Genomic DNA, 24,593 nt, shown 5'->3' with positions numbered 1-24,593 from the left:
AAGAGCCCGGCGAAGGAAGCTCGACGGAGCACCGTCAGGCACAGCAACGGCCCCCGCAATGGACGCCCGCCGGAGGCACAGTGAGACATGGGAAAGCCCGGCAAGGGGAACCGGCCGAAAGCACAATCAGCCGCCGGACGGGCGCCAGCAACGGAAGCCCGCCCGAGGCACAAGCAGCCGCGCGAAAACGCCCCGGCAACGGGAGCCCGCCGGAGACGCCGTCGGCCACGGCAAAGAGCCCCGCCAACGCAAACCCGCCGCAGGCACCGTCAGCCGCGCGAAACGCCTCGGCAGGGAAGCCCGTCACAGGCAAAATCAGGCACGGCAAAGAGCCCCGCCAACGAAAGCCCGTCGCAGGCACCATCAGCCGCGCGAAACGCCTCGGCAACCGAAGCCCCCGCAGGCACCCTCAGGCATGAGAAAGAGCCCCAGCAACCGAAGCCCGCCGCAGGCACCATCAGCCGCGGGAAAGAGCCTCGGCAAGGGAAGCCCGCCGATACCCCGACGGATTCACCCCCCGCAGCCGTTTGAAGGCCGCGCTGAAGCCGAACGCGTCCGAGTACCCGACCGCCCCTGCGACCTCCGCTATCGACATCGACGGCTGTTCCGTCAGGAGGTCCGCAGCCAGAGTCATCCGCCACCGGGTCAGGTACGTCATCGGCGGCTCCCCCACCAAATCCGCGAAGCGTTTGGCCAGCGTGGAGCGCGAAACGCCGGTCCGGGCGGCCAGCGTGACGACCGTCCACGGGGCCGCCGGGTCGGCGTGCAGCAGGCGGAGCGCGGCGCCCACCACCGGGTCCCGCTGGGCCGCCCACCACGGCGGCGGGGTGCCTCCCGGACGGTCGAACCAGTCGCGCAGGAGGCAGACCAGCATCCAGTCCAGAAGCCGGTCCAGGACGATCTGCTGGCCCGGCGCGTCGACGGCCAGCTCGGCCGCCAGGTGGTCCAGCACCGGGTCTTCCTCGGCCGAGGAAGGCGGCCGGACGACGACCGGCAGTGCGTCCAGCAGCGCGGACATCCGGCCGCGGCTCCGCACCGGATACGCGCCGACGATCAGGTTGGTTTCGCCGTGGAACGGATCGTTCCAGCCCAGGTGATGCCGGGTGCCGCCGTGTTCGGGAGTGGCGCAGAACTCTCCGCATTCGACGGGGGCGGCGGTGGTGTCCAGGCTGTCCACGAAGGAGAACGGGCCGCGGACGAGGATGGTCTCGCGGGCGCGCAACAGCTCCGGCGGATGGTCCTCCGGCACGATCCAGCCCTCGCCGCTCAACAACGCGCACAGCGTCAGCGGGGCACTGTCCACGAAGCGCAGCGACCACGGCGCCGACAGGGCCGTGCAGCCGAACAACGAACCGTGCGCCCGGACCCCGCGGATCAAATCGCTGAACGCGTCCACTCCCCCGAGATTAGACGAATGGACAGGCAATCCGGCGGATGACCTATGGGATCGTCCGAGGAAGCCCGGTTGAATCTCGATTCATGAGCACCCTTACCGACCATGATCTCGAGTTCCTCCGCCGTCCCCTGCACGGTTTCCTGACCGTCGCCGCCGGACCGCGGCCGCCGCAGCCCCGGCCGGTGTGGTTCGAGGCGACCGACGAGGGCACGATCCAGCTGTTCACGTCCCCGGACTCGGCCAAGATCCGCCAGCTGCGCGAGGACCCGCGCGCGTCGCTCGTCGTCGCGGCGCCGGTCGGGGAGCCGGAACGCTGGGTGTCCGTCGCCGGGCGCGTCACGATCGAGGCCGACGGCGGGCACGACCTCGCCCGCAGGCTCGCCGGGCGGTACTGGGACCTCAGCACCTCCGAAGCCCAAGCCGGGGCGAAGATCCTGCAGGACCTCCCCCAGGTCCGGGTGGTCATCCACCCGGAGAAGGTGCACCGCTACGCGTTCTGAGCCGTTCGCGCGCGGATCGCCCGCACCAGCAGCGCCAGGCCGCAGATCACGCAGACCGCTTCGGTGATCACGCCCCAGTATTCGTACTGGCTGTTGAACTGGTCGTGCACGCCGTAGAAGCCCACCGTCACCGACAGCAGGTAGGCCAGCAGCGTCACGCCGCCGAAACCCAGCGTGAGGAACGCCGGGAGCCAATGCCGCCAGGCGAGCAACGCGATCGCGATCGCCACGCCGGCGATGCCGTTCACGAGGAAGAGCGGCCCGACCACCGGGATGTCCGCGTAGCCGCTGCCCCAGTACAGGTAGAAGTGGATCGCCGCCGAGCCGGCCAGGCCCGCCGCGCCCAGCACTCGCAGCCAGGTGGTCACCATGGCGTCTCCTTCCGTCCGGAACGCCGGATACGGACTACACGCACGGGCGACCGGGACGGTTCACCGGCACCCGGAGCCGTCCCGGTTCGTTGCACCGGGCATGACTGCCGAACTTCACTCCCGCCGTTCCGTCCTCGTCTCCGGGGCCGCCGTCGCGGGCACCGCCGCCGTCGCTCTCACCGCTTGCGGGAGCGGCGACGGCGGATCCGGACAAGCCGCGCCGAAGCAGGGCGGGAAGGTGATCGCACTGGCGGAAGTGCCGGTGGGGCAAGCGAAATCCGCGAAAACCCCGGACGGGCAGGAGGTGCTCGTCGCGCAACCGGAAAAAGGAACGGTCGCCTGTTTCAGCGCCGTCTGCACGCACCAGGGCTGCACGGTGAATCCGCCGCGGAACGGCCAGGCGAGCTGTCCGTGCCACGGTTCGGTGTTCGACGCGCTGACCGGCGAGGTGAAGAAAGGCCCGGCGAGCCAGCCGCTGTCCAAAGTGGCCGTGAAGATCGAGAACGGCGAGGTCGTCACGGCGTGACCGGAATCGCCCTTTGTGGACCAGCACCGTCCACAAAGGGCGATCGGATCAACTGTTCCAGGTGAACAACTCGTCGCCGGCGGCGACCGTGCGCCCGCCCTCGAGTCCGGCGAGCACGTCGGCGGACGCGTCGAGCCCGACGACCGGGACGATCGGCGAGTAGCCCTTGGCGGCGACCGCCTCGGGGTCCCAGCCCACGATCGGCTGGCCCGCCCGCACCTTCTCGCCCTTGACGACGTGCAGGGTGAACCCCTCGCCCTTTTCCTTGACCGTGTCGATGCCGAGGTGCACGAGGACCGCGCGGCCGTCCTCAGTGGCCACGACGTACGCGTGCGGGTGCAGCGTGACCACGGTCCCGTCCACCGGGGCGACCGCGTCGGCGCGGCCGCCGGACGGCTTCACCGCGATGCCCGGGCCCACCATGGCCTCGGCGAACACCGGGTCGGGCACCTCGGTGATCGCGACGACCTCGCCCGCGACCGGGCTCAGGATCGGCAGGCTCACATCAAGTCCTCGATGTCGCTGGCGATGGTGTCCGCCTCCGGGCCGACGATGACCTGGACCGCCGAGCCCATCTTCACGACGCCCATCGCGCCGGCGGCCTTGAGCGCCGCTTCGTCCACGGCGGACATGTCCTCGACCTCGCACCGCAGCCGCGTGATGCAGCCCTCGATCTCGATGAGGTTGTCCGCGCCGCCGAGCGCCGCGAGAATCTTTTCCGGCCTGTCATCCGCCATCGCGGCCTCCTCGTATCCCGTTGGTTTCCCACCCAGAACAGGTGCGCTCCGCCACCATTACTACGCCGTTTGCCGCCTTGCCGAGCGAGCCCGGCCACGAACGGATAACGGTGGTTGACACCTGCTCGCGCTGCGGAGCATCCTGCCCCATCAGATCATTGGTCTAGACCGGAACGTACCAATCTTCCGGCGCGGACGCGAGCACCGGCCCCCGGTGCGCGAGAAGCGAGGGAGGGTGACACCGAGATGAGTGCGGCCGCGCACATTCCGCCGTCCGACCCCGCCGACCGCGTGGTCAACGGGCCGACCCCGAAGCACGCGCAGCTGCGGGAGATCCTGCGCCGCCTGGTGGAGCGCGAGCTCCCGCCGGGCTCGCCGATCCCGTCCGAGCGAGAGCTCGCGCAGCACTACGGCGTTTCGCGGCTCACCGTCCGCTCGGCGATCGGGAAGCTCGTCGAGGAAGGACTGCTGGCCCGGGTCAGGGGCAAGGGCACCTTCACCGCCGCCCGGCGGATGGAACTGCAGGTGTACCTGATGTCGTTCACCGACGACATGCGCCGGCGCGGGCTCACCCCGACCACCGAAGTGATCTCGACCTCGACCGAGGTCCCGCCGGTGACTTCGGCGCACGCGCTCGGCCTCGCCGAGGGCGTGCCCGCGCACCGGCTCGTGCGGCTGCGGCGCGCCGACGGCGTTCCGCTGGCCGTGGAACGCGGCTGGTACCACGCGGGCCGGACCCCCGGCCTGCTCGACCTCGACCTGACCCGTTCGCTGTACGCCCAGCTGGCCGACGCGTTCTCGCTGCGGCCGGACCAGGCGTACCAGACGGTGTGGGCCGAATCCGCGGACCGCGAAACGGCGCGCCTGCTCGGCATGCGCACCGGCAGTCCGCTCCTGGTGTTCCGCCGGGTCTCCAGCTCCGGCGGCGAACCGGTCGAGGACATGACGTCCTGGTACCGGGGCGACCACTACCAGGTGACCATGCAGCTGGACCGGAACTCCCCGGGTTCCGGCGACCAACCCCACAATGGAGGTATCCGATGAGCGCCACCACCGCGGCTGGGGCCGGCGGGAAGAAGAAGGGCGGCGGCCTCGCCGGGCTGCAGCGCTTCGGCCGCAGCCTCATGCTGCCGATCGCGACCCTGCCCGCGGCCGGTCTGCTGAACCGGCTCGGCCAAGACGACGTCCTGGGCAAGGACGGACTGAACTGGGGCAAGGCCGCCGACGTGATCGGCGCGGCGGGCGGCAGCATCTTCAACTGGCTGCCGCTGATCTTCGCGATCGGCATCGCGGTCGGGTTCGCCCGCAAGGGCGACGGCTCGACCGCCGTCGCCGCGGTCATCGGCTGGGTCGTGTTCAACAACGTGATCCAGGTGATCGCCCCGATCAAGAGCCAGCAGGGCTACAAGCCCGGATGGGACCTCGCGCCGATCCACTGGCCCTACAGCGTGCTGACCGGCATCGTGTCCGGCATCGTGGCGGCGCTGCTGTGGCAGCGGTACCACCGGATCAAGCTGCCGTCCTGGCTGGCCTTCTTCGGCGGCCGCCGGTTCGTGCCGATCATCACCGCGCTGGCGATGCTCGTGCTCGGCGTGATCTTCGGCCTGGTCTTCAAGTACGTCGACGACGCGATCACCTCCGCGGGCAAGGCCGTCACCGGCTCCCCGGTCCTCGGCGGCGGCATCTACGGCCTGCTCAACCGCCTGCTCATCCCGGTCGGCCTGCACCAGCTGCTGAACGTGCCGGTGTGGTTCATCTTCGGCGGCGGCGACCTGAACAACTTCTTCGGCCACGTCCAGGGCTCCGGCGCGTTCATGACCGGGTTCTTCCCGATCATGATGTTCGCGCTCCCGGCCGCGGCGTTCGCGATCGTGCACACCGCGCGTCCCGGCCAGCGCAAGCTCGTCGGCAGCATCATGATCTCGGCCGCGCTCACCGCCTTCGTCACCGGCGTCACCGAGCCGATCGAGTTCGCGTTCATGTTCGTCGCGTGGCCGCTGTACATCTTCCACGCGGTGATGACCGGCATCTCGCTGGCGGTCTGCAACGCGCTGGGCATCCACCTCGGCTTCTCGTTCTCCGGCGGCGCGATCGACTTCGCGCTGAACTCGTCGCTGGACACCGCGCACAAGGCGTGGCTGCTGATCCCGATCGGGCTCGTGTTCGCCGTGATCTACTACGTGGTGTTCCGCGTCGTGATCACCAAGTTCAACCTGCGCACGCCGGGCCGCGAGGACGACTCGATCGAGGGCGACCTCGAGCGCACGGCCGCCAAGTAACACCCGAAAACCAGCAAGAGAGGTACCCCATGCCGGAGAAACGCGTCACCGTGGCCAGCAAGGTGGGGCTGCACGCCCGTCCGGCCGCTCTGGTCGCCAAGGCGGCCGCGGCCCAGCCCGTGGCGGTGCAGATCGCCAAGAACGGCGGCGAACCGGTGGCCGCCGGCAGCGTCCTCAACCTGATGACCCTCGCCGCCGCTTACGGCGACGAGGTCGTGATCAGCGCCGAAGGAGACGGTGCCGAGGCGGCGGTCGAGGCCGTCGCCGAACTGGTCGCCACCGATCTCGACGCTCAGTAGCGATACCGCTCCACGGGGAAAACACGGACCGTGCGGGGCACCGGAACCTCCGGGGCCCCACACGGTTCGTCGCGTCCGGGCACTGCGAACCGGTCCCCGCGCGGGCCCTATTACGCTGGCGGGCATGGAGAGTCTGCGCCTGATCGACGAATGGCCAGTGGACAACGCCGCGGCCGGGGTGGTCTCCGCTTCCGGCGAGGTGCGCGGACGCCACGGCGACCCGGCCCGCCCGTTCCGGCTCGCGTCGGTCACCAAGCTGCTCACCGCCTACGCCGCGCACATCGCGATCGAAGAGGGCGTCGTCGAACTGGACACGCCTGCCGGACCGGAAGGGTCCACCGTCGCGCACCTGCTCGCGCACACCTCCGGGCTCGCCTTCGACGCGCACAAGGCGATGGCCGAGCCGGGCACGCGCCGGCTGTACTCCAACGCCGGGTTCGAGGAACTCGCCGACGCGCTCGCCGAGCATTCCGGCATCGCGTTCGCCGAATACCAGCGGGAAGCGCTGTTCGAACCGCTCGGCATGACGTCGACCCATCTGGACGGCTCTCCCGCCGCGGGTGCGGTGTCCACAGTGGACGATCTGCTGCGGTTCGCCGCGGAACTGCAGGCCCCGAAGCTGCTCGCGCCGGAAACCCTGAAGGCGGCCACCGAAATCGCGTTCCCGGGGCTGAACGGCGTGCTGCCCGGCTTCGGGCACCAGAAGCCGAACGACTGGGGTCTCGGCTTCGAACTGCGCGACCACAAGAGCCCGCACTGGACGGGCGCGAACAGTTCGCCGCGCACGTTCGGCCACTTCGGGCAGTCCGGCACGTTCCTGTGGGTGGACCCGGAAGCGGGCCACGCGTGCGTCGCGCTCGCCGACCGGTCGTTCGGGCCGTGGGCCGCGCAAGTGTGGCCGCCCTTTACTGACGCCGTGCTGGCGGAACTCTCCGCGTGAGATTCCGGGCCGCGCTGGCCGCGCTGCTGCTCGTCGCGAGCTGTTCCGCACCGGCCGCGCAAACCCAAGCGCCGCAGGCATTGCCCGCCCCGAACGCCCCGCTGCCAATGGGCACCAACGGTGCCGCGGCCCCCAAACTCGACTGGGCGCCGTGCCACGGCGGTTTCCAATGCGCGATCGCGCCGGTTCCGTTGAGCTATCGCGATCCCGGCGGCGCGAAGCTGAATCTCTCGGTGATTCGCCTGCCCGCCACCGATCCCGCGCACCGCGTCGGGTCGCTGGTGATCAATTTCGGCGGGCCGGGCACCGACGGCGTCGGCGAGCTGATGCGGTTCGGCCCGCGGTATCCGGAGGAGCTGCGGGCCAAATTCGACCTGGTGAGCTTCGATCCGCGCGGGATCGGCGGCAGCGCTCCGGTGCAGTGCCCGGGGACGCCGCCCGCGGCCGGTTCGCCGTTGCGGGACAGCGCGGCGTTCTGGGCAGCGAGTGCAGCCGTCGGCAAAGCTTGCGCGGCCGGCACCGGCGCCGAGCTGTCGCATCTGTCGACCGCGAATGTCGCACGGGACCTGGATTTGCTCCGCCAGGCGCTGGGCGAGAAGCAGCTGAACTTCTACGGCTACTCGTACGGCACGTATCTCGGCGGCACCTACGCGAACCTGTTCCACGACAAGCTGCGCGCGATGGTCCTCGACGGGACGCTCGACCTCGTCGCGAACGCCACCGGACAGCCGGGACAGCAGGACAAGCCGGTCGACGTGCGTGCCGACGTCGCGACTGCACAGCAACAGGAACTCGAGGCGTTCTTCGCCGCCTGCGCCGCAGCTGGACCGGGCAAATGCGCATTCGCCGGCGGTGACCTGAAACAGAAATTCGCCGCCATTTTCGCCCGGCTGACGCATGGTCCGGTCGGCGGCATGACGGTCTCGTCGTTACTGGAAACGATCGACCGCGCGCTGTATCAATCGTCCCGGTGGCCGCGCCTCGCGAAGACGCTCGCCGGGTTGGTGCCGTCGTCGCCGGTCTCCCCCGCGCCGGTGCTCGACCCGCGCGTGCCCACGCATTCGCCCGGGTTCCTCGCGGTGCAGTGCCTGGACAGCGAACTCCCGCAGGACACCGCCAAGTACCCCGAACTCGCCGCCGCCGAAGCCAAACGGCAGCCGTATTTCGGGGTGGCACCAGTGTTTTCGATGGCGCAGTGCGTCGGCTGGCCCGCGCGGGACGAGGACCGGTACCTCGGGCCGTGGAACCGGCCGCGCCAGCACCCGATCCTGATCCTGGCCAACCGGAACGACCCGGTCACGCCGCTCGCCAACGCCCAGGCCACCGCGCGGGAACTCGGCGACGGCCATGTGGTCGTGGTGGACGGCGCCGGGCACACCACGCTCGACGTGCCCAGCACGGCCGCTTCCGCCGCGATGGCCCGGTATTTCGCGGATTTGACCGTGCCTCCGGACGGGACGGTTTACCCGCCGGAGGTCCGGCCGTTCCCCTAGCCGTTCAGCACGTTGATCGGCTCGCCCGCTTGGAACGCGGCGATGTCCTCCACCGCGCCGCCGTAGAAAATCTCGTAGGTTTCCCGGCTCACGTACCCGATGTGCGGGGTCAGGATCGCGTTGTCCAACGTCCGCAGCGGATGGTCCGCGGGCAGCGGCTCCACGTCGTAGACATCCAGTGCGGCCGCAGCGATCTTCTTGCCGCGCAATGCATCCAGCAACGCCGACTCGTCGACAATCGGCCCGCGCGAGGTGTTCACCAGCAGCGCGGTCGGCTTCATCGCGGCGAATTCGGCGGCACCGACCAATCCGCGCGTGCGCTCGGACAGGACCAAGTGGACCGAAAGCACATCCGCCCGCGCGAACAAGTCCTCTTTGGACACTGCCGTGACGCCGTGTTCGGCCGCCCGCTCCGGCGTGAGGTTTTGGCTCCACGCAATCGGTTCCATCCCGAACGCCTGGCCGATCCGGGCGACCTCGGACCCCATCCTGCCGAGCCCGAGCAGGCCGAGCGTCTTGCCCTTCAAGGCCATTCCGAGGCCAACCTGCCAGCCGCCCTCGCGCATCGAACGGAACTCCACCGGCAGATTGCGCGCGCCGGCCAGGATGAGCGCCCACGTGTGTTCCACCGTCGGCGACGCGAGGGCCCCGGTCGCGGACACCACCACGCCGCCGCGCTTGGCCGCGTCCAGATCGATCGCCGCGTTCCGGCGACCGGTGCTGACCAGCAGTTTCAACGCGGGCAGCCGGTCGAGCACCGCGGCCGGGAACGGCGTGCGCTCGCGCATCGCGACCACCACGTCGAACCCGGCGAGCCGTGCCACCACGTCGTCTGGCCCGGCGAACGGCTTCGTGAACACCTCGATCTCCGCCCCGAGCGGCGCCCAGTCGGCGCACTGGAGAGCCACGTTCTGATAGTCGTCGAGGATCGCGATCTTCATGCCGCCCACCGTAACCCGCGGGTCAGGCGTTGCGCGCCCGCTCGATGATCTCGTTGATCACGTCGCCCTTCGCGTCCGCGTAGTTCTGGACGTACTCCCAGGTCCGCGCGGCGAGTTCGCGTTTCTTCGCCAGGTACAGCTCCAGTTCCTCCGGATGGCTGCGCAGGCGGCCGAGAAACAGCCGATGCCGTTCGGTTTCGCCGTTGCCCGGAGAATGGACGTGCAGGTTGATGTTCGTGTCCGGACCCTTGAACATGCGGTGCTTTTCCCAGTCCGGCTCGCGGATCACCAACCGGTAGCCCGCGGCTTCGAGATCGGGCACATATGCCGCCTCGTCGTCGGAAGCGGGCACTTCGAGCTGGATGTCGATGACCGGCTTGGCGGCGAGGCCGGGCACCGACGTGGATCCGATGTGCTCGAGCAGCACGACGCGGTCCCCGAGCACCTCGCGGATCCGCGCCGCCTCGCGTTCGTAGAGCCGCGGCCATTCCGGGTCATACTCGACGAGCGTGATGGTGGAGTCGTGTTTCGGAGCCTCTCCGACCCACGCCGCTTGGATTTCTTCCTCGCTGAACTTTTGGCTGGACACAGTGATTCCCCCTGACGTCAGCTGAAAACCAGCCGACCAGGCTATCAGGAAATCGGCAACGGCAGGATGTTTCCGCTCGCCTCGCGCAGCGCCACCCGCATTTCCTCGCGTGGCGCCGGTTGTCCGGTGAAATGCTCCGCTTGCCCGAATGCCTGGTGCAGCAACATGTCGAGCCCGGTCGCGATCCGTCCGCCGCGCTGTCCGACCGCTTCGGCCAGCGGCGTCGGCCACGGGTGGTAAATCACGTCGAGCACGCTGCCGATCCGGGACAGTTCCGCCAGGTGCGGCACGACCGCGTCCGGCGGCACCGTGTTGACCAGCACCGCCGTGGTGTCCGCCAGCTCCGCGAAGTCCGCTTCGGACCAGCGCAGCACGTCCACGTCCAGCCCCGCCCGCTTGGCCGCGTCCACGGTTTCCGAAGCCCGCGCCGGTTCCCGCACCACTAACCGCACCCTCGCGACGCCCAGCGCGGCCAATGCGACCACCGCAGCCGCGGCCGTCCCGCCCGCTCCGAGCACCACGGCCTGGTCGCTCGCGGAAGGCGAGTAACCGCCGGCGCACTTCAGGGCACCGGTCACCCCGTCGACGTCGGTGCAGTCGGCGAGCCAGCCGTCCGGACGCCGCACGAGCGTGTTCGCCGCCCCGACCGCGGCCGCGCGCGGGGTGACCTCGGCGGCGTAGTCGAGCGCGGCTCGCTTGCCCGGCATGGTGACCGAGAGACCGACCCACTCCGGGCCGAGACCGTCGACGAACCCGGGCAGTTCGGCGGCGTCCGTCTCGACCCGGTCGTAGGTCCAGCCGTCCAAGCCGAGCGCCGCGAACGCCGCGCGGTGCAGCACCGGCGACAGCGAATGCGCCACCGGCTTGCCCAGGACCGCCGCGCGGCGCGGCCGGTCAGATGACGCCACGCTGCTCCGCCAGGTGCCGGTTCTCGTTGTGCTGGTCATTCGTGACCGCGAAGCAGGAATGCCCGTCCTTCTCGCATTTCACGAAGTACACCCAGTCGCCGGGAGTCGGGCTGACCGCGGCCTTGATCGCGTCCATGCTGGGCACCGCGATCGGCGTCGGCGGGAGACCGTAGTTGGCGTAGGTGTTGTACGGTCCGGCCTTCGCCCGGTCCTCGGGTTTGGTGAGCAGCGTCGGGCGGTCCAGCACGTAGTTGACCGTCGAGTCCAGCTGCAGCCGGATGCGCTGCGCGAGCCGGTTGTAGATCACCCGCGAGATCTTGCCGAAGTCCGGTTTGATCGCCTCGCGCTCGATGAGCGACGCGATGATCAGCGTCTGGTACGGCGACATCCCCGGCCCGGTGTTCTGCGCGGTGAGCCCGGCCGCCTGGATCGAATCGGCCGACTGCTTCACCAGGTCGGTGATCAGCTCGGTCGCGCTCCAGCCGGGTTTCACGTCGTACACGCCGGGCGCGATCAGGCCTTCCAGACGTTTGTCCTTGCTCAGCGCCTTGCCCGCGTCGGCCAGCGCCCACTCCGGCGCGCCGAGAGCCTTGAGATCGGCGTCCGCGACGGTCTTGCGCAGCTCGGCCACCGGGACGCAGGTGCTCTTGCCGTTCATAGTCGCGCACGAAGCCTTCGACATCAGGCTGTACACGCCCGGCGTGACCTTGCCGTCGGGCTGGGTGATGTCGTCGAACTGCGTGTACGGCCGGATTTCCAGCCGCCCGACGCGCGCGGTCGGCGAGGTGATCAGGTCGACCGCGCCCTCGCCGGACATGTGCTGGCGCAGCAGGTAGTAGCCCTGCTGGATCTTGCTCAGCGCGGTGTTCTCCGCGCCCGCCTTCACGAACGCGCGGGAACTCGCGACCACGCCCGCGTCGGTGAGCTTCGCACCGATGGCGGACGTCGTGTCGCCCTGTTCGACCTGCACGAGCGCGTCGCCGTCGCCGGGGCCGTCGAAGTCCGCGTAGCCGAAGATCTTCTGGTACCCGAAATAGGCCCCGCCGCTGAGCAGGACGAGCACGAGCAGCGCGGCGATCCAGCCGATCGCGCGCTTGCGCTTCTTGCGCGGCTTCTTCGCGGGCGGCTCCTCGACCGGCGGCTCGGCCCCGTCGTCGGCGGGGTAGCCGTCCTCGTCGTAGCCGTCGTACTCCTCGTCGTAGTCCTCGTACTCGCCGTATTCGTCGTACTCGTCCTCGAAGAGGCCGTCGATGTGCTGCTCGTCCGGGTGCTCCGGTTCGTGCGCGGCGTCGGGCACGGTCGGGATCACCTCGGTGGGCTGCTCGACCGGCTGCCGGCGCGGCGGCTGGGTGCGCGGATCGCGGGGCATCGACGCGTCCGCGAAACGCGGGTCGCGCGGCATGGAAGCGTCGGCGAACCGGGGATCACGCGGCATCGAGGCCTCGGCGAAGCGCGGGTCCGGCGGCATCGACGCGTCCGCGAACCGGGGATCACGCGGCATCGAAGCTTCGGCGAACCGGGGATCCGGCGGCAGGGAGCCGTCCGGCGGCGGAGCGGGAGCGCGCCGGGCCGGTGGGGGCGGCGGCATCTCCGGCGCCCGGCGACGGCCCGGAGCGGCCGCGTCCACCGGCAGGTCGACGTCGTCCCGGCGACGGCGGCCGGACGGCGGCTCGACGTCGACGGGCGGCGGAATGTCCTCGCGCCGGCGGCGACGGCCGGCGGGCGGCTCGCCCGGCGGGGGCGCGTCTTCGAGGCGGCGACGGCCGGAAAGAGGTTCCGCGTCTACCGGCGGACCGTCTTCGCGGCGACGGCGTCGACCGGCGGGCGGCTCGACGTCCGCGGGCGGCAGGTCGTTCCCGGCCGCCGGGGCCTCGCCCGGAGTGATGCGGCGCGGCCGGGCGCGCGGAAGGTCGTCGGCCGCGTGCGGCGGCAAGTCCCAGTCCTCCGTCGACCGCATCGGCCGGTCCTGCGGCGGCGCCGGACGACGGCGCCGGGTCGGCGGCACGTCGGCGGCCGGGCGACGCGGCGGTTCGGCAGGAGGCGGAGGAGGCACCGCATCCGGTTCGACGCGACGGGTCGGTCCTTCGGGAGCGCGTCGGCGTCCTTCCGCCGCGGGCGGACGCTGAGGAGCGTCGCCACGCGCACGTCGCCGTTCCCCGGGCGGCATGCCTTCCGGCGCGCGACGAGGAGGCGGTTCGTCTTCGGGCTCGCGTCGCCTGCGCCGCCCGCCCGGAGCGCCGGGACCCGCCGCGGGGTCCGGCATCTCCGGCGTGTCGGGGTTGCGCAGCCGACGGCGGCCACCCGGGTTGCCGGGGCCGCGGGGGTCGGTCATGAGTCGCCTTTCCGGGCGCGGTGCGCGGCGGCGGCGTCGAGCCAGGCCTGCAGGATCTCGACTGCCGCTGCCTGGTCCACCACGGCGCGCTGCTTGCGTCCCTTGACCCCCCGCTGGGACAGCATTCGCGACGCGGTGACCGTCGTCAACCGCTCGTCTGCCAGCCGCACGGGCACGTCCCCCACGCGCCCGGCGAGCTTCTCCGCATACGCGAGCGCGAGGTCCGCGGCCGCGCCCTGCCGGTTCGCCAGCGTCCTCGGCAAGCCCACGATCACCTCGACCACCTCGTGTTCGGTGACGAGTTCGGCAAGCCGGTCCAGATCGCTGTCGTCCTTCGCATCACGGGAGAGGGTAACGAGCGGGCTCGCGAGGACGGGGGCGGGATCGCTCAGCGCGACCCCCACCCGGACAGAGCCGACGTCGACCGCGAGCCGCCTGCCCCGTCCCGGATCGGACTCGCCGGGCCGATCCGGGCCTCTCCGGGGGTTAGCGGCCAAGGTTCGCGACCGCCGCGCGCAGCGCCGTCACGGCCTGCTCCGCGCCCGCCGGGTTGCTGCCTCCGCCCTGGGCCATGTCCGGCTTGCCGCCGCCGCGTCCGCCGATCGCCTCGGCGAACGACGGCACGAGCTTGCCCGCCGCGATGCCCTTGTCGCGCGCCGCCGAGGTCGTGGCGACCACGAAGGCCACCTTCTCCCCCGAAGGCGCGAACAGCGCGACCACGCCGGGGCGGTCGCCGAGGCGGCCGCGGATGTCGGAGGCGAGCGCGCGCAGGCCGTTGCCGTCGACGTCCGGCACGACCTCGGCGACCACCGAGACGCCGGAGACGTCCTGCGCCTTGTCCGCCAGCGCGCCGGCCGAGCCGAGGACCTGCTGCGTGCGCAGCTGCTCGATCTCCTTCTCGGCGTTCTTCAGCCGGGACAGCACGTCCTCGATCCGGCCGGGCAGTTCGTCCGACGGCACCTTGAACGTGTTCGCCAGCTGCGACACGAGCAGCTGCTCCTTGCGGACGTGCTTCAGCGCGTCCGGGCCGACCAGCGCCTCGACGCGGTGCACGCCGGAGCCGACCGACGCGTCCGACACCAGCTTGACCAGGCCCAGCTGGCCGATCCGGCCGACGTGCGTGCCGCCGCACAGCTCGCGCGAGTACTCGCCCATGTCGACGACGCGGACGTCGTTGCCGTACTTCTCGCCGAACAGCGCGACCGCGCCCAGTTCGAGCGCCTTGTCCTTGGTCGTGGTGTAGCTCTGCACCTCGACGTCGGTCTGCAGGTAGTCGTTCACTTCCTGCTCGACCTCGGTGAGGATGTCGGTCGACACCGCGCCCGGCGTGGTGAAGTCGAACCGCATCCGGCCCGGCGCGTTGAGCGAACCGGCCTGCGCCGCGCGCTTGCCGTACGCGCCGCGGACCGCCGCGTGCACGAGGTGCGTCGCCGAGTGCGAGCGCTCGATCGAGAGCCGGCGGTTCGCGTCCACCGATCCGGTGAGCCGGGTGTCGATGCCGACCTCGCCCTGGGTCACCTCGACGCGGTGCACGAACAGGCCGGGCACGATCTTCTGCACGTCGAGCACCTTCAGCTCGACGCCGTCGCCGACCAGGACGCCGGTGTCGGCGATCTGCCCGCCGCTCTCGGCGTAGAACGGGGTGCGGTCGAGCACCAGCTCGGCCTTGCGGCCCGCGGCGACGCTGCGCACCGGCAGGCCGTCTTCGAGCAGGCCGACGACCTTCGCGTCCGCCTGCAGTTCGGTGTAGCCGAGGAACTCGGTCTCGCCGTGCTGCTCCAGGACCTTGCGGTACTCGGACAGGTCGCCGTGGCCGCTCTTGCGCGCCGCCGCGTCCGCCTTGGCGCGCTTGCGCTGCTCCTCCATGAGCGTGCGGAAGCCCGCCTCGTCGACGGTCAGGCCCTGTTCGGCCGCCATTTCGAGGGTCAGGTCGATCGGGAAGCCGTAGGTGTCGTGCAGCTGGAACGCCTTGTCGCCGGCGAGCACGTCGCCGCCGCCCTTCTTCGTCTCGGCCGCAGCCAGATCGAAGATGCGCGAACCGCTGGTGAGGGTGGCGAGGAACGCTTCCTCCTCGACGCGCACGACCTCGGAGATCCGGTCGAAGCCGCTGATCAGCTCGGGATAGGTCGGGCCCATGGTCTGGCTGACGACCTTCGCGAACTCCTGCAGCACCGGCTCCTGCACGCCCAGCAGGCGCGTGGAGCGGACGATGCGGCGCAGCAGGCGGCGCAGCACGTAGCCGCGGCCGTCGTTGCCCGGGGTGACGCCGTCGCCGATCAGCAGCACGCCGGTGCGCGCGTGGTCGGCGATGACGCGGAAGCGCACGTCGTCGGCGTGGTTGGCGCCGTAGCGGCGGCCGGAGAACTCCTCGGCGCGGCCGATCACCGGGCGCACCAGGTCGGTCTCGTACACGTTCTCGACGCCCTGCAGGATCGTCGCGACGCGCTCGACGCCCATGCCGGTGTCGATGTTCTTCTTCGGCAGCTCGCCGATCGGCGGGTGGCCCAGCTTCGGGCTCTGGTCGCCGCGGACGTCCTGCATGAAGACGAGGTTCCAGATCTCGATGTAGCGGTCCTCGTCGGCGACCGGGCCGCCTTCGCGGCCGTACGCGGGGCCGCGGTCGTAGTAGATCTCCGAGCACGGGCCGCCGGGACCGGGCACGCCCATGTCCCAGTAGTTGTCCTTGCCGTCGCGGACCTGGATCCGGTCGCTGGGCAGGCCGGTGAGCTTGCGCCACAGCCCGGCCGCCTCGCTGTCCTTCTCGTAGACGGTCGCCCAGATCCGGTCCGGGTCGAGGCCGAAGCCCCCGTCGTCCTGGGACTTGGTGATCAGCTCCCAGGCGTTCTCGATCGCGCCTTCCTTGAAGTAGTCGCCGAACGAGAAGTTGCCCGCCATCTGGAAGAACGTGTTGTGCCGGGTGGTCTTGCCGACCTCGTCGATGTCCGGCGTGCGCACGCACTTCTGCACCGAGGTCGCGCGCGGGTACGGCGGCGGGGCCTCGCCGAGGAAATACGGCTTGAACTGGACCATGCCCGCGTTGACGAACAGCAGGTTCGGGTCGTCGAGGATCAGCGGGGCGCTCGGCACGCGCGTGTGGCCCCGGCTTTCGAAGTGGCGCAGGAAACGGTCAGTGATCTCGTGTGTGTCCACGGGTGAAGTCCTTGTGCTGGAGACCCGGATTCGGCCGGGAAAGGAAACGGGGGTCGGAGGCGGCGGAAGGCGCGCGGAGATCAGCCCTCCGCCCGGCGAGCTCGCCGGGCGGGGCGACGTGCGGCGTGCCTGCCCGCACCCGAAGGCGGCGCGACGGCGGCGGTCCGCTCCTCGACCATGTCGTGCAGCTCCTGTTCCCGTTCGTTCATCCCGGCGCGCACCTCGGCGCCGAAAGAACCGACGGCGCCCGCGAGTTCCCGCACGGCGTCGCCCAAGTTCGATGCTAACCCGGCCGGCGTGGCCTGACGAGCGGTTTCGCTGGCCTTGCGGCTCAGCGCGACTCCCGCGACGACCCCGACCCCGAGCCAGAACAGCCGCTTCACTTCTTCCCCCGGCGGGCCGGGCGCTGCGCCTTCGAGGCCTTGGCTTCCTGCTTCTTGCGGCGCGCGCGGAGGGCCTTGCTGATCCCGTACGACAGCGCGGCGGTCTTCACCAGGGGGCCGCCGAGCGTCGCGGTGAACACCGACGAGAGCGCGGACACGTTGCCGCTCACCGCCTGTGCGTTCGCGGTGATCCCGTCGACCCGCTCGAGCTGCGTGTTGACGTGCGTGATCGTCTCGTTGGCCCCGATCAGGATCGGGTCGCTGTTCTCGTGCGCCTTGCGGATCGCGATCGTCGCCTCGTCCAGCGTGCGGCCGAGCTTGAGCAGCGGGATCGCCAGCAGCAAGACCAGCAGTACGAAAGCTCCTGCGGCGATCAGCGCGGCGATCTGCCCTGCCGACACGGGCCCTCCTCGGGTGGTGCGGGGTCTTAGGTGGTGTGAGGTTACCGCCTGCGGCGCTTCTCGGCGGGGACCCCCCGCCGCAGTGGTCACCCAGCGCAGTCGCCGTTCGCGGAAAACCGTTCGCGGAAACTCGTCCGGCCTGGTCTCCTCGCCGGATGGACTCCTCGAACGGCCCGCTCCCCCGCGTGCTCGCCGGACCGGGCGGCCCCGCCGCCGACGTGCTCGCCGGCCTTTCCGGCGCGGACCTGACGACGCTGCAGCTGGAAGTAGCCCGCCGCCGAGCCGCGAAACTGCGCGGGCCGGATGTCCTGCGCCGCTACCGCGAGGACCGCTTCACCACGCCCGCGCCGTTGCCGTTCGAGGTACTGCGGCGGGTCGAAGACTCCCTGCTTTCCGCCGCGCCGCCGGAATTCGAACGGGTGACCCTCTCCCCGGTCGCCCCGCTCGGCACCCATTCCACAGTGGCCGGACTGGCCCAGCACCGCGTCGTCCCCACCGGCCGCGGCACCGAAGTCGCCGCGGACCCGACGAACGGACTCGCCCTGGAAGCCGCACTCCGCCGCACCGGCTCCTCGCCAGTCCGGCTCACCACCGTGCAACGCGTCGTCCGAGCCCAACCTCCGGCCCCCGGACTCTTCGCGCACTTCTCCCTCTTCGCAGCCATCACCGCCGGTCGCGACCGAGGCAACCGGTCCTTCGAACGCGAGCACCTGATCGAGCACGCGCGCTTCCTCACCACCGCGGTACGCACCGCCGGCGCCCATGCCGCAGGCTTCGAAGTGACCACTTTGGACACCCGCTTCGCCGACTTCGCTGACTCAGTGCAAGACGCCCTGCCCGACGTAGCCGTCTCAGCTGCCCCAGACCGCGCGGTAGGCCGCGACTACTACTCCGGCCTCTGCTTCACCGTCACCGCCGACTTCGGCACCGGCCTGACCCCCGTCGGCGACGGCGGCTTCACCCCCTGGACCGCACGACTGCTCGGCAACGCGAAGGAACGCCTGCTCGTCTCCGGCATCGGCGTCGACCGGGTCGCGTCATTGCTCAACGCTTGACGATCCCCTCGTACACCGCCGCCATGTCGTCCTCACCGTGCCCCGCCTCGACCGCGGCTTCCAGATGCGCCAACGCGGCCGCAGCCCCGCCGACGTCGATCGCGTGCCCCGCAGCCTCCACGACAAGCCGCGCGTCCTTCGCCGCGAGCGATGCCGGAAAGCTGGCCGGATACTCGCCGGACAGCATCATGGGTCCCTTCGCCCGCGCGTACGGCACGTCGAACCCGGTGCCGCTCATGACGTCGAAGAACAACTGCGGATCCACCCCCAGCACCTTCGCGAGGGCGAGACTCTCCCCGGTGCCGTTGGTGAGCGCGAGAATCCACGCGTTCATCACGAGCTTGAGCCGCGTCGCCGTCCCAGGTTCAGTACCGAGCCAGCGGGTCCGGGAGCCGATGGCGTCAAACACCTCCGCCGCCCCGTCGTGCACGTTGTCCGGCCCAGCAGCGAGCACCTGAAGCTGCCCCTGCTCGGCGGGCCCCTTCGTCCCCATCACCGGACAATCGACAAACGGCACCCCGGCCGCGACGGACGCCTCAGCAAGCCGATCAACCCAATCGACCCCCACGGTGCTGGTCTGCAGCCAAATCGTCCCCGGTTCCAGCGAGAGCCCGCGAAAGACTTCAGCGACCGCAGGCCCGTCCGAAAGCATGGTGACGAGGAAATCAGCCCCCTTCACCGCTTCGCGAGGAGACTCGACAACGGCAACGCCCTCCGCGCCCAGCGGCTCAGCCTTAGCCCGAGTCCGATTCCACGCCCGCACGCTCACCCCAGCGCGAGCAAGATTGGCGGCCATCGGACGGCCCATGATCCCGGTGCCCAAGAATGCGACTGTGGTCATCCGGCCATCGTGCCGCCACCCCTGCGACTCGGCACGATCAGCGCTCCCCCAGCGCCGCCCTCGACCACACTAACGGGAAACCGGACCCTCCCCCTCCGTCACAACCACCTCAGACCCACCCAACGCGGCGTTTGGTGCGTGTAACGCACCCAATGTGGCATTCGGTGCATCCCACGCACCCAATGCCACATTGGGGCGCAAACCGCACACCGCGCCCCAACAGCAACCACCCACTCAAGCCGCGCAACAACCGCCACCGCCGCAGCCAAACAGCGCAGCACCCAAACCGCGGAAAAACCGCCGCCGCTGCACCCAACCCCGGGGGCACCCACCCCTCCCCCAACCCCGATACAAAGCCGCCCTGCGGTTCGGGGGTGCTTGTCAAGGCATCTTTCCCGCCTTGACAAGCACCCCCGAACCGTCAGCACAATCGGCTCTCGGGGTGCCCCACGCAACCACTCCGGCGCAATGTCGCCACCAGGCGACGAGCCGCCCGACTCACCCCTGCCGCTCCCCCCGAACAGTCCGCCGCAACCGAGGCACCCGCTCCGCCAAGGTCCGCTCCCCACCCCGCTGAGTCGGCTCGTAATAATCCCGCCCCACCAGCTCATCCGGCGGATACTGCTGCGCCAGCACCCCCTCCGGCACGTTATGCGGATACCGATACCCCTGCGCATTCCCCAACTGCTTGGCCCCGGCATAGTGCCCGTCCCGCAGATGCGGCGGCACCGTCCCGATAGCCCCAGCCCGAACATCACTCAACGCCGAATCGATAGCCGTAACCACCGCATTCGACTTAGGCGCAGTCGCGAGATGTATCGTCGCCTGCGCCAACGCGAGCCGCCCCTCCGGCATCCCGATGAACTGCACCGCGTGCGCCGCCGCGACCGCCGCCTGCAACGCCGTCGGATCCGCCAGCCCGACGTCCTCGCTCGCGTGCACCACCAGCCGCCGCGCGAGGAACCGCGGATCCTCCCCCGCCTCGATCATCCGCGCCAGGTAATGCAACGCCGCGTCGACATCCGACCCGCGGATCGACTTGATGAACGCACTGATCACGTCGTAGTGCTGATCACCGTCGCGGTCGTAACGCACCGCCGCTTTGTCCACAGTGGACTCAACCACGGCCAGATCGATCGTCTTGTTCTCCGTCGCGGAAGCAGCATCCGCAGCCGCCTCCAGCGCGGTGAGCGCACGCCGCGCATCCCCGCCAGCGAGCCGCACGAGGTGCGCCCGCGCGTCGTCTGTCAGCGTGAGTTCGCCACCGAGCCCACGCTCGTCGGCCAAGGCGCGCTCCAGCACCGCGACGATGTCGTCGTCCGTGAGCGGCCGCAGCTGCAGCACCAAAGAGCGCGACAGCAGCGGGGACACCACCGAGAACGACGGGTTCTCCGTAGTCGCCGCCACCAGCAGCACGGTCCGGTCTTCGACCGCGCCGAGCAGCGCGTCCTGCTGGGTCTTGGAGAACCGGTGCACCTCGTCGATGAACAGGACGGTGTTCTCGGTGTTGTACTGCCGGCGTCGCCGCGCCTCCTCGATGACGCCGCGCACCTCCTTGACGCCCGCCGACAGCGCGGACATCGCGACGAACCGGCGGCCGGTGGCGATCGACACCAGGTTCGCCAGCGTGGTCTTGCCGGTGCCGGGCGGGCCGTAGAGCAGCACGGACGCCGGGGCGGCCCCCTCGACCAGGCGGCGCAGCGGAGCCCCTTCCCGCAGCAGGTGCTGCTGCCCGACCACCTCGTCGAGCGTGCGCGGCCGCATCCGGACCGCGAGCGGCGACGTCGCCGGGTCGGCCTGCAGTTCGGCCTGGTTCGCTCCGGAGGGTTCCGGCGGCGGCCCCACGTCGGGGTTCACCGTGAAGAGTTCGTCCTGTGCCACCTCACGACGGTATCCGACCACCCCGACAATCCCGCTCGCCCGGCCCCGCGGCGCGGCCGGAGGGGCAGACTGGGGCGATGGTCTCCTCGGTCGCGGTGTTGTCCGACATCCATGGCGTGCTTCCCGCGCTCGACGCGGTCCTCGCCGAACCCGACGTCCAGGCTGCCGACCTGGTGGTCCTGTGCGGCGACCACGCCGCCGGACCGCTCCCCCGGCAAACCCTCGACCGGCTGGTTTCGCTCGGCGATCGCGCGGTGTGGGTGCGCGGCAACGCCGACCGCGAACTCGTCACCCTCGCCGGCGGCGGCCCCACCCAGATCCCGGACCCGATCGGGCCGTGGGCGGCGACACAGCTGCGACCGGACCAAGTGGCGCTGCTCGCCGGATTGCCGTTGACAGTGACGCTGGAAATCGACGGCCTCGGCGAGGTGCTGTTCTGCCACGCCACTCCGCGCGACGACGAAGAGGTCGCGCTCGTGGACAGCCCGTTGTCGCGCTGGGCGGAAGTTCTGGACGGCGTCACGGCGGAAACGGTGGTGTGCGGGCATACCCACATGCCGTTCCTGCGGTTGGCCGACCGGTGCCGGATCCTGAACCCGGGCAGCGTCGGAATGCCTTACGGCACAACGGGTGCACACTGGGCGCGGCTCGGCCCTGGCGTCGAGTTGCGGCGTACCGCTTACGACGCCGAAGCCGTGTGCCGGGCGCTGGCGGACCGGTCGGAGTATCCCGGAATCCAGGACTGGAACGACTATTTCGTACGGAATCCCGCGTCGGATGCGGAGGCGTTGCGGGTATTCAGCCCACGCGCTCGCGGAACGAACGCCACATGATGACCGCCGCGTAAGGCAGGAACTCGCGTCCGCGCCGCCAGAGCCACGGCACGCCCTTCGCCACGAGCCAGCCGAAGTGGGCGGCTGCGCTGGGTTCGACGCCGCCGGAGCAGACAAGGCTTACCGGCTGCGGCACCTCGAAACCGGCTGCCGCGGCCAGGTTCGCGAAACCTTCGGCGAGCAGGCGGTGGCCCAGTTCGGAGGGGTGCAGGCGGTCGACGCTCCAGACGGTGAGGTCGTAGGCACCGGGGAGCGTGTCCAGGTTCAGGCAGCCGATGCCTTCTGTTTCCACCACTCGATCGATCGCCTCGTTCAGTTCCCGCACGCGGGCGCTGAGGGCTCGCTTCAGGGACGGCGGGAGGCGGAAGACCTTGCTGTGGTCGTGGAAACGTACCGGGAGGACGGTGGTCCCGACTGCGGCCAGTTCGCGGACGATCGCGGTCAGGTCCGCGGCGACCTTGTCCGGGTCGAAGTCGGGGCGGAGGGTGTCGTTCATCCCTACTACGACCAGGGCGATGTCCGGTCGGTGGGCGATTGTTTGCGGTAGTTGGTCGGTGCGGACGCAGGACATGCGGGCACCGGTGAAGGACGGGTTCAGGTAGCCGGATTCGTCGATGCCCAGTGCTTCTGCGACCAAGGGGCCCACGCCGCGCCATCCGCCGCGGTTGGGGAGGGGGTCGCCTAGGCCTACCGCGGTCGAGTCGCCTAGGACTGCCAGGCGGGTCGCTCGGCGGGGCTGGGTTTTCGGGTGGGGGGCCGGGGCTGGTTCTGCGGGTGGGGTGACTCCGACGCTGATCACGGTCACGACCAAGACCATCCGGTATTGAGGCTCACCGCTGGTGATGGGGAGGTAACGCGGTATGGACGGAGGTGGGAACTTCCGGTACTGGGTGGTTGGTTTGGGGGTTCTGTCGGCTCGTCGCCTGGCGGCGACATTGCCGCCTGGGTTGCGTGGGGCACCCCGAAGTTTGATTGTGCTGACGGTTCGGGGGTGCTTGTCAAGGCGGGAAAGATGCCTTGACAAGCACCCCCGAACCGCAGAGAGGCTTCGTATCGGGGTTGGGGGAGGGCTGGGTGCCCCCGGAGTTGGGTGCATCGGCGGCGGTTTGGTCGGTGCCTCGATGGTTGGGTGCAGCGGCGGCGGTTTGTTGCGCGGCTTGGGTGTGTGGTTGCGGTGGTGGACGCGACGTGCGGTTAGCGCCCGAAGTGGCGTGGGTGCGGCGGCGGCAGCTTGGGTGGTGGGGTCGTGTGGCTCGCGGCGTGCGGCTAGAGCGGCGTTGGGTGCACCGGCTGCGGCGAATGACGAGGTGCGCGCGGTGCGGGGATCGGCGGCGGGTTCGCGGTAGGCGGGCATTGCGCCCCAATGTGGCATTGGGTGCATGCGACGCACCCAATGTGGCGTTCGGTGCGTCTGACGCAACCAATGCCACATTGGGGGCCCGGCTCGCGGACGCAGGCGGGTCGTGAGGGGAACCCTGAGGGACTCAGAGTCCGTGAAGGTGGCCCTCACGGACGGGCGGGCAGGTGCGGGGGGGGTCAGCGGAAGGCGGGATAGAAGGCCAGGTCGGCGTGCGGGCCCAGGCGGGCGGCCAGGGCGGCGGCGACTCGGGTGGAGTGTTCGGCGACCTCGGTCAGGCGCGAGTAGCCCGCGTGCCGTGCCAGTTCGCGCCACCACGTGACCAGGGCGGCTTCGCGGCTTACTGGGGTCGCGTGCCTGGTCAGGTCCAGGCCCGGGAGCAGTTCGCGGGTGATTTGCCAGACCTGCAGCATTTCGCTGATGGTGAGTTGCTTCGCCAGCTCGACGTCGTCGGCGAAGGAGGGCCATACGTCGACGATTTCGGCTCGCCAGGCGGCGATCATCGCTTCGCTCATGCCCGCGGGCAGCGCCATCGCGCGGGGGTCCGACACGAACGGCAGCCGGAGGCAGGAGGCGTCGACCAAGGCGGTGCGGACGCGGCCGCGTTCGAAGTCCAGGAAGCGGACTCCCGAGCCGGTGACCAGGTTGTTTTCCGGGGCCAGTTCGACGGGGCTGAAGGCGCGGAAGGCAGGTGACCGGGCTTGGGCGACGGCTTCGGCGAGGCGTTCGCGCACTGACTCCGGGACGGGCACGTCCAGCAACTCCGAGAGGAGTTCTTCGACGTCCTCGGCCAGGTCCGTCAGACCGTCGTCGTCGGTTCGGATCGGGCCGCCCAAACGGCGCAGCAGGGCGTTGAAATCGGCTTCCCGGCTGGCGGTGCTGGCGTGCAGGCGGCCCAGCGAGCGGGCCCACGACAGGAGGGCTCGTTCGGCTGCCCGGGAGTCGCGGGCGGCCAACTTGTCCTGCAGGGTCGGCGCGCGGCCCAGGTCCTCGATCACCAGCACGCGGTGGCCGCCGTCGTGGGCCAGGAGTTCCGGGCACATTCGCTCGTCCGGCGCCAGTGCGGTGAACAGCTGGTAGCTGACGGCTTCCTGGGCGAACGGATCGACCCGGCCGGGTTCCGCGGGGTCGGGATAGTGCTTGACCACGAGCGTGCGCGGCAGGGCGAAGGAGGAAGACACGACCCGGGCCCGGACGACCGTCGCCGGACCGCTTCCGGAGAGGTGTTCGGGCGAGACCAGGGTGATCGCGCTCCCGAACCGGCGCGTGAGCACCGCCTCGCCCGCCGCGACGGCCGCGGCGACTGCGAGTTCCCCGGCTTCCGCCCGGACTCCAGCGTCGCCGGCGGAGGAGGTGTCGACTGTCATTGTCACCGACCCTA

The 24,593-nt window shown here is 70.5% G+C and carries 23 protein-coding genes and 2 pseudogenes; 9 read left to right on the top strand and 16 right to left on the bottom strand.

Features of this window, described 5'->3' with window-relative positions:
- Positions 1-457: 457 nt before the first annotated feature.
- Positions 458-1,396, bottom strand: coding sequence for an AraC family transcriptional regulator (locus CU254_RS11405; protein ID WP_009075769.1), 939 nt, complete (start codon positions 1,394-1,396; stop codon positions 458-460).
- A gap of 83 nt (positions 1,397-1,479) precedes the next feature.
- Here CU254_RS11405 and CU254_RS11400 point away from each other — a divergent pair, with 83 nt between their 5' ends.
- Positions 1,480-1,896, top strand: coding sequence for a pyridoxamine 5'-phosphate oxidase family protein (locus CU254_RS11400; RefSeq protein WP_009075767.1), 417 nt, complete (start codon positions 1,480-1,482; stop codon positions 1,894-1,896).
- Here the strand turns inward: CU254_RS11400 and CU254_RS11395 are convergent.
- Positions 1,884-2,267: a hypothetical protein gene (locus tag CU254_RS11395; RefSeq protein WP_009075765.1), complete on the bottom strand. Its 384-nt coding sequence runs from the start codon at positions 2,265-2,267 to the stop codon at positions 1,884-1,886. The genes CU254_RS11400 and CU254_RS11395 overlap by 13 nt on opposite strands.
- A 100-nt stretch (positions 2,268-2,367) precedes the next feature.
- On the opposite strand from CU254_RS11395, the gene CU254_RS11390 reads away from it, so the two are divergent.
- Complete coding sequence (locus tag CU254_RS11390; RefSeq protein ID WP_009075763.1) at positions 2,368-2,793, top strand: Rieske (2Fe-2S) protein; 426 nt, start codon at positions 2,368-2,370, stop codon at positions 2,791-2,793.
- 48 nt (positions 2,794-2,841) lie between these two features.
- Here CU254_RS11390 and CU254_RS11385 read toward each other — a convergent pair whose 3' ends face one another.
- Positions 2,842-3,297, bottom strand: a complete 456-nt coding sequence (locus CU254_RS11385; protein WP_037713331.1) for a PTS glucose transporter subunit IIA — start codon at positions 3,295-3,297, stop codon at positions 2,842-2,844.
- Positions 3,294-3,530 (bottom strand): glucose PTS transporter subunit EIIB, encoded by a 237-nt coding sequence (locus CU254_RS11380; protein WP_037713328.1) that lies wholly within the window; start codon positions 3,528-3,530, stop codon positions 3,294-3,296. Before CU254_RS11380 ends, CU254_RS11385 begins: the two co-directional genes overlap by 4 nt.
- Positions 3,531-3,776: 246 nt before the next feature.
- On the opposite strand from CU254_RS11380, the gene CU254_RS11375 reads away from it, so the two are divergent.
- The 5 genes from CU254_RS11375 (at position 3,777) to CU254_RS11355 (ending at position 8,541) form a co-directional block, all read left to right on the top strand.
- Positions 3,777-4,574 (top strand): GntR family transcriptional regulator, encoded by a 798-nt coding sequence (locus tag CU254_RS11375; RefSeq protein WP_009075759.1) that lies wholly within the window; start codon positions 3,777-3,779, stop codon positions 4,572-4,574.
- Positions 4,571-5,809, top strand: coding sequence for a PTS transporter subunit EIIC (locus tag CU254_RS11370; RefSeq protein WP_009075757.1), 1,239 nt, complete (start codon positions 4,571-4,573; stop codon positions 5,807-5,809). The genes CU254_RS11375 and CU254_RS11370 overlap by 4 nt, the downstream gene beginning before the upstream one ends.
- Before the next feature lie 29 nt (positions 5,810-5,838).
- Complete coding sequence (locus CU254_RS11365) at positions 5,839-6,108, top strand: HPr family phosphocarrier protein (RefSeq protein WP_009075756.1); 270 nt, start codon at positions 5,839-5,841, stop codon at positions 6,106-6,108.
- A 124-nt stretch (positions 6,109-6,232) separates the two neighbouring features.
- Positions 6,233-7,048: a serine hydrolase gene (locus tag CU254_RS11360; protein WP_009075754.1), complete on the top strand. Its 816-nt coding sequence runs from the start codon at positions 6,233-6,235 to the stop codon at positions 7,046-7,048.
- Entirely contained in the window at positions 7,045-8,541 is a 1,497-nt protein-coding gene (locus CU254_RS11355; protein WP_009075752.1) for an alpha/beta hydrolase, read from the top strand. Before CU254_RS11360 ends, CU254_RS11355 begins: the two co-directional genes overlap by 4 nt.
- On the opposite strand, the gene CU254_RS11350 is transcribed toward CU254_RS11355, so the two are convergent.
- The 8 genes and pseudogenes from CU254_RS11350 to CU254_RS11315 form a co-directional block, all read right to left on the bottom strand.
- Positions 8,538-9,482 carry a D-2-hydroxyacid dehydrogenase family protein gene (locus CU254_RS11350; protein ID WP_037713325.1) on the bottom strand — a complete coding sequence of 315 codons (945 nt, stop codon included), beginning with the start codon at positions 9,480-9,482 and terminating at the stop codon, positions 8,538-8,540. The genes CU254_RS11355 and CU254_RS11350 overlap by 4 nt on opposite strands.
- A gap of 25 nt (positions 9,483-9,507) precedes the next feature.
- A pseudogene (locus CU254_RS11345) lies at positions 9,508-10,071 on the bottom strand (GrpB family protein); the annotation flags it as partial.
- Positions 10,072-10,115: 44 nt separating this feature from the next.
- Positions 10,116-10,979, bottom strand: a complete 864-nt coding sequence (locus CU254_RS11340; protein ID WP_009075745.1) for a shikimate dehydrogenase — start codon at positions 10,977-10,979, stop codon at positions 10,116-10,118.
- Positions 10,966-12,936: an endolytic transglycosylase MltG gene (gene mltG, locus CU254_RS11335; protein ID WP_234392814.1), complete on the bottom strand. Its 1,971-nt coding sequence runs from the start codon at positions 12,934-12,936 to the stop codon at positions 10,966-10,968. Before mltG ends, CU254_RS11340 begins: the two co-directional genes overlap by 14 nt.
- Positions 12,937-13,307: 371 nt before the next feature.
- Complete coding sequence (gene ruvX, locus CU254_RS11330; RefSeq protein WP_009075739.1) at positions 13,308-13,808, bottom strand: Holliday junction resolvase RuvX; 501 nt, start codon at positions 13,806-13,808, stop codon at positions 13,308-13,310.
- A complete protein-coding gene (gene alaS, locus CU254_RS11325) occupies positions 13,798-16,461 on the bottom strand; it encodes an alanine--tRNA ligase (protein WP_009075737.1) in 2,664 nt (887 codons plus the stop codon). Before alaS ends, ruvX begins: the two co-directional genes overlap by 11 nt.
- A gap of 80 nt (positions 16,462-16,541) precedes the next feature.
- Entirely contained in the window at positions 16,542-16,844 is a 303-nt protein-coding gene (locus CU254_RS11320) for a hypothetical protein (RefSeq protein WP_037362888.1), read from the bottom strand.
- Complete coding sequence (locus tag CU254_RS11315; protein ID WP_009075734.1) at positions 16,841-17,245, bottom strand: DUF948 domain-containing protein; 405 nt, start codon at positions 17,243-17,245, stop codon at positions 16,841-16,843. The genes CU254_RS11320 and CU254_RS11315 overlap by 4 nt, the downstream gene beginning before the upstream one ends.
- A gap of 155 nt (positions 17,246-17,400) precedes the next feature.
- Here CU254_RS11315 and CU254_RS11310 point away from each other — a divergent pair, with 155 nt between their 5' ends.
- On the top strand, positions 17,401-18,300 hold the full coding sequence (locus CU254_RS11310; protein WP_100266760.1) for a hypothetical protein: 900 nt from the start codon (positions 17,401-17,403) through the stop codon (positions 18,298-18,300).
- Here CU254_RS11310 and CU254_RS11305 read toward each other — a convergent pair.
- Together CU254_RS11305 and CU254_RS11300 are read right to left on the bottom strand one after the other, a co-directional pair.
- Positions 18,290-19,144: pseudogene (locus CU254_RS11305) on the bottom strand (NAD(P)-dependent oxidoreductase); the annotation flags it as partial. The gene CU254_RS11310 and the pseudogene CU254_RS11305 overlap by 11 nt on opposite strands.
- A 495-nt stretch (positions 19,145-19,639) precedes the next feature.
- On the bottom strand, positions 19,640-21,022 hold the full coding sequence (locus CU254_RS11300) for a replication-associated recombination protein A (RefSeq protein ID WP_009075730.1): 1,383 nt from the start codon (positions 21,020-21,022) through the stop codon (positions 19,640-19,642).
- Positions 21,023-21,099: 77 nt separating this feature from the next.
- On the opposite strand from CU254_RS11300, the gene CU254_RS11295 reads away from it, so the two are divergent.
- Positions 21,100-21,855 carry a metallophosphoesterase gene (locus tag CU254_RS11295; protein WP_009075728.1) on the top strand — a complete coding sequence of 252 codons (756 nt, stop codon included), beginning with the start codon at positions 21,100-21,102 and terminating at the stop codon, positions 21,853-21,855.
- Here CU254_RS11295 and CU254_RS11290 read toward each other — a convergent pair.
- Both CU254_RS11290 and CU254_RS11280 read right to left on the bottom strand, forming a co-directional pair.
- On the bottom strand, positions 21,821-22,672 hold the full coding sequence (locus CU254_RS11290; RefSeq protein WP_037713320.1) for an SGNH/GDSL hydrolase family protein: 852 nt from the start codon (positions 22,670-22,672) through the stop codon (positions 21,821-21,823). The two genes, CU254_RS11295 and CU254_RS11290, sit on opposite strands and share 35 nt — an antisense overlap.
- Positions 22,673-23,391: 719 nt before the next feature.
- Positions 23,392-24,579 (bottom strand): hypothetical protein, encoded by a 1,188-nt coding sequence (locus CU254_RS11280; RefSeq protein ID WP_037713318.1) that lies wholly within the window; start codon positions 24,577-24,579, stop codon positions 23,392-23,394.
- Positions 24,580-24,593 lie beyond the last annotated feature (14 nt).

Source organism: Amycolatopsis sp. AA4, assembly GCF_002796545.1.
Taxonomy (GTDB): domain Bacteria; phylum Actinomycetota; class Actinomycetes; order Mycobacteriales; family Pseudonocardiaceae; genus Amycolatopsis.
The sequence above is the reverse complement of the archived record's forward strand: the minus strand, read 5'-3'. Positions and strand labels throughout refer to the sequence as shown.

Excerpts from the sequence above, each read along its gene's own strand:
- CU254_RS11365 (WP_009075756.1), top strand. The coding sequence starts at position 5,839 with ATGCCGGAGAAACGCGTCACCGTGGCCAGCAAGGTGGGGCTGCACGCC.
- CU254_RS11310 (WP_100266760.1), top strand. The coding sequence starts at position 17,401 with ATGGACTCCTCGAACGGCCCGCTCCCCCGCGTGCTCGCCGGACCGGGC.
- mltG (WP_234392814.1), bottom strand. The coding sequence starts at position 12,936 with ATGCGGTCGACGGAGGACTGGGACTTGCCGCCGCACGCGGCCGACGAC.
- CU254_RS11390 (WP_009075763.1), top strand. The coding sequence starts at position 2,368 with ATGACTGCCGAACTTCACTCCCGCCGTTCCGTCCTCGTCTCCGGGGCC.
- CU254_RS11350 (WP_037713325.1), bottom strand. The coding sequence starts at position 9,482 with ATGAAGATCGCGATCCTCGACGACTATCAGAACGTGGCTCTCCAGTGC.
- CU254_RS11360 (WP_009075754.1), top strand. The coding sequence starts at position 6,233 with ATGGAGAGTCTGCGCCTGATCGACGAATGGCCAGTGGACAACGCCGCG.
- CU254_RS11400 (WP_009075767.1), top strand. The coding sequence starts at position 1,480 with ATGAGCACCCTTACCGACCATGATCTCGAGTTCCTCCGCCGTCCCCTG.
- CU254_RS11290 (WP_037713320.1), bottom strand. The coding sequence starts at position 22,672 with ATGGTCTTGGTCGTGACCGTGATCAGCGTCGGAGTCACCCCACCCGCA.
- CU254_RS11280 (WP_037713318.1), bottom strand. The coding sequence starts at position 24,579 with ATGACAGTCGACACCTCCTCCGCCGGCGACGCTGGAGTCCGGGCGGAA.
- CU254_RS11370 (WP_009075757.1), top strand. The coding sequence starts at position 4,571 with ATGAGCGCCACCACCGCGGCTGGGGCCGGCGGGAAGAAGAAGGGCGGC.
- CU254_RS11375 (WP_009075759.1), top strand. The coding sequence starts at position 3,777 with ATGAGTGCGGCCGCGCACATTCCGCCGTCCGACCCCGCCGACCGCGTG.
- CU254_RS11395 (WP_009075765.1), bottom strand. The coding sequence starts at position 2,267 with ATGGTGACCACCTGGCTGCGAGTGCTGGGCGCGGCGGGCCTGGCCGGC.
- CU254_RS11295 (WP_009075728.1), top strand. The coding sequence starts at position 21,100 with ATGGTCTCCTCGGTCGCGGTGTTGTCCGACATCCATGGCGTGCTTCCC.
- CU254_RS11380 (WP_037713328.1), bottom strand. The coding sequence starts at position 3,530 with ATGGCGGATGACAGGCCGGAAAAGATTCTCGCGGCGCTCGGCGGCGCG.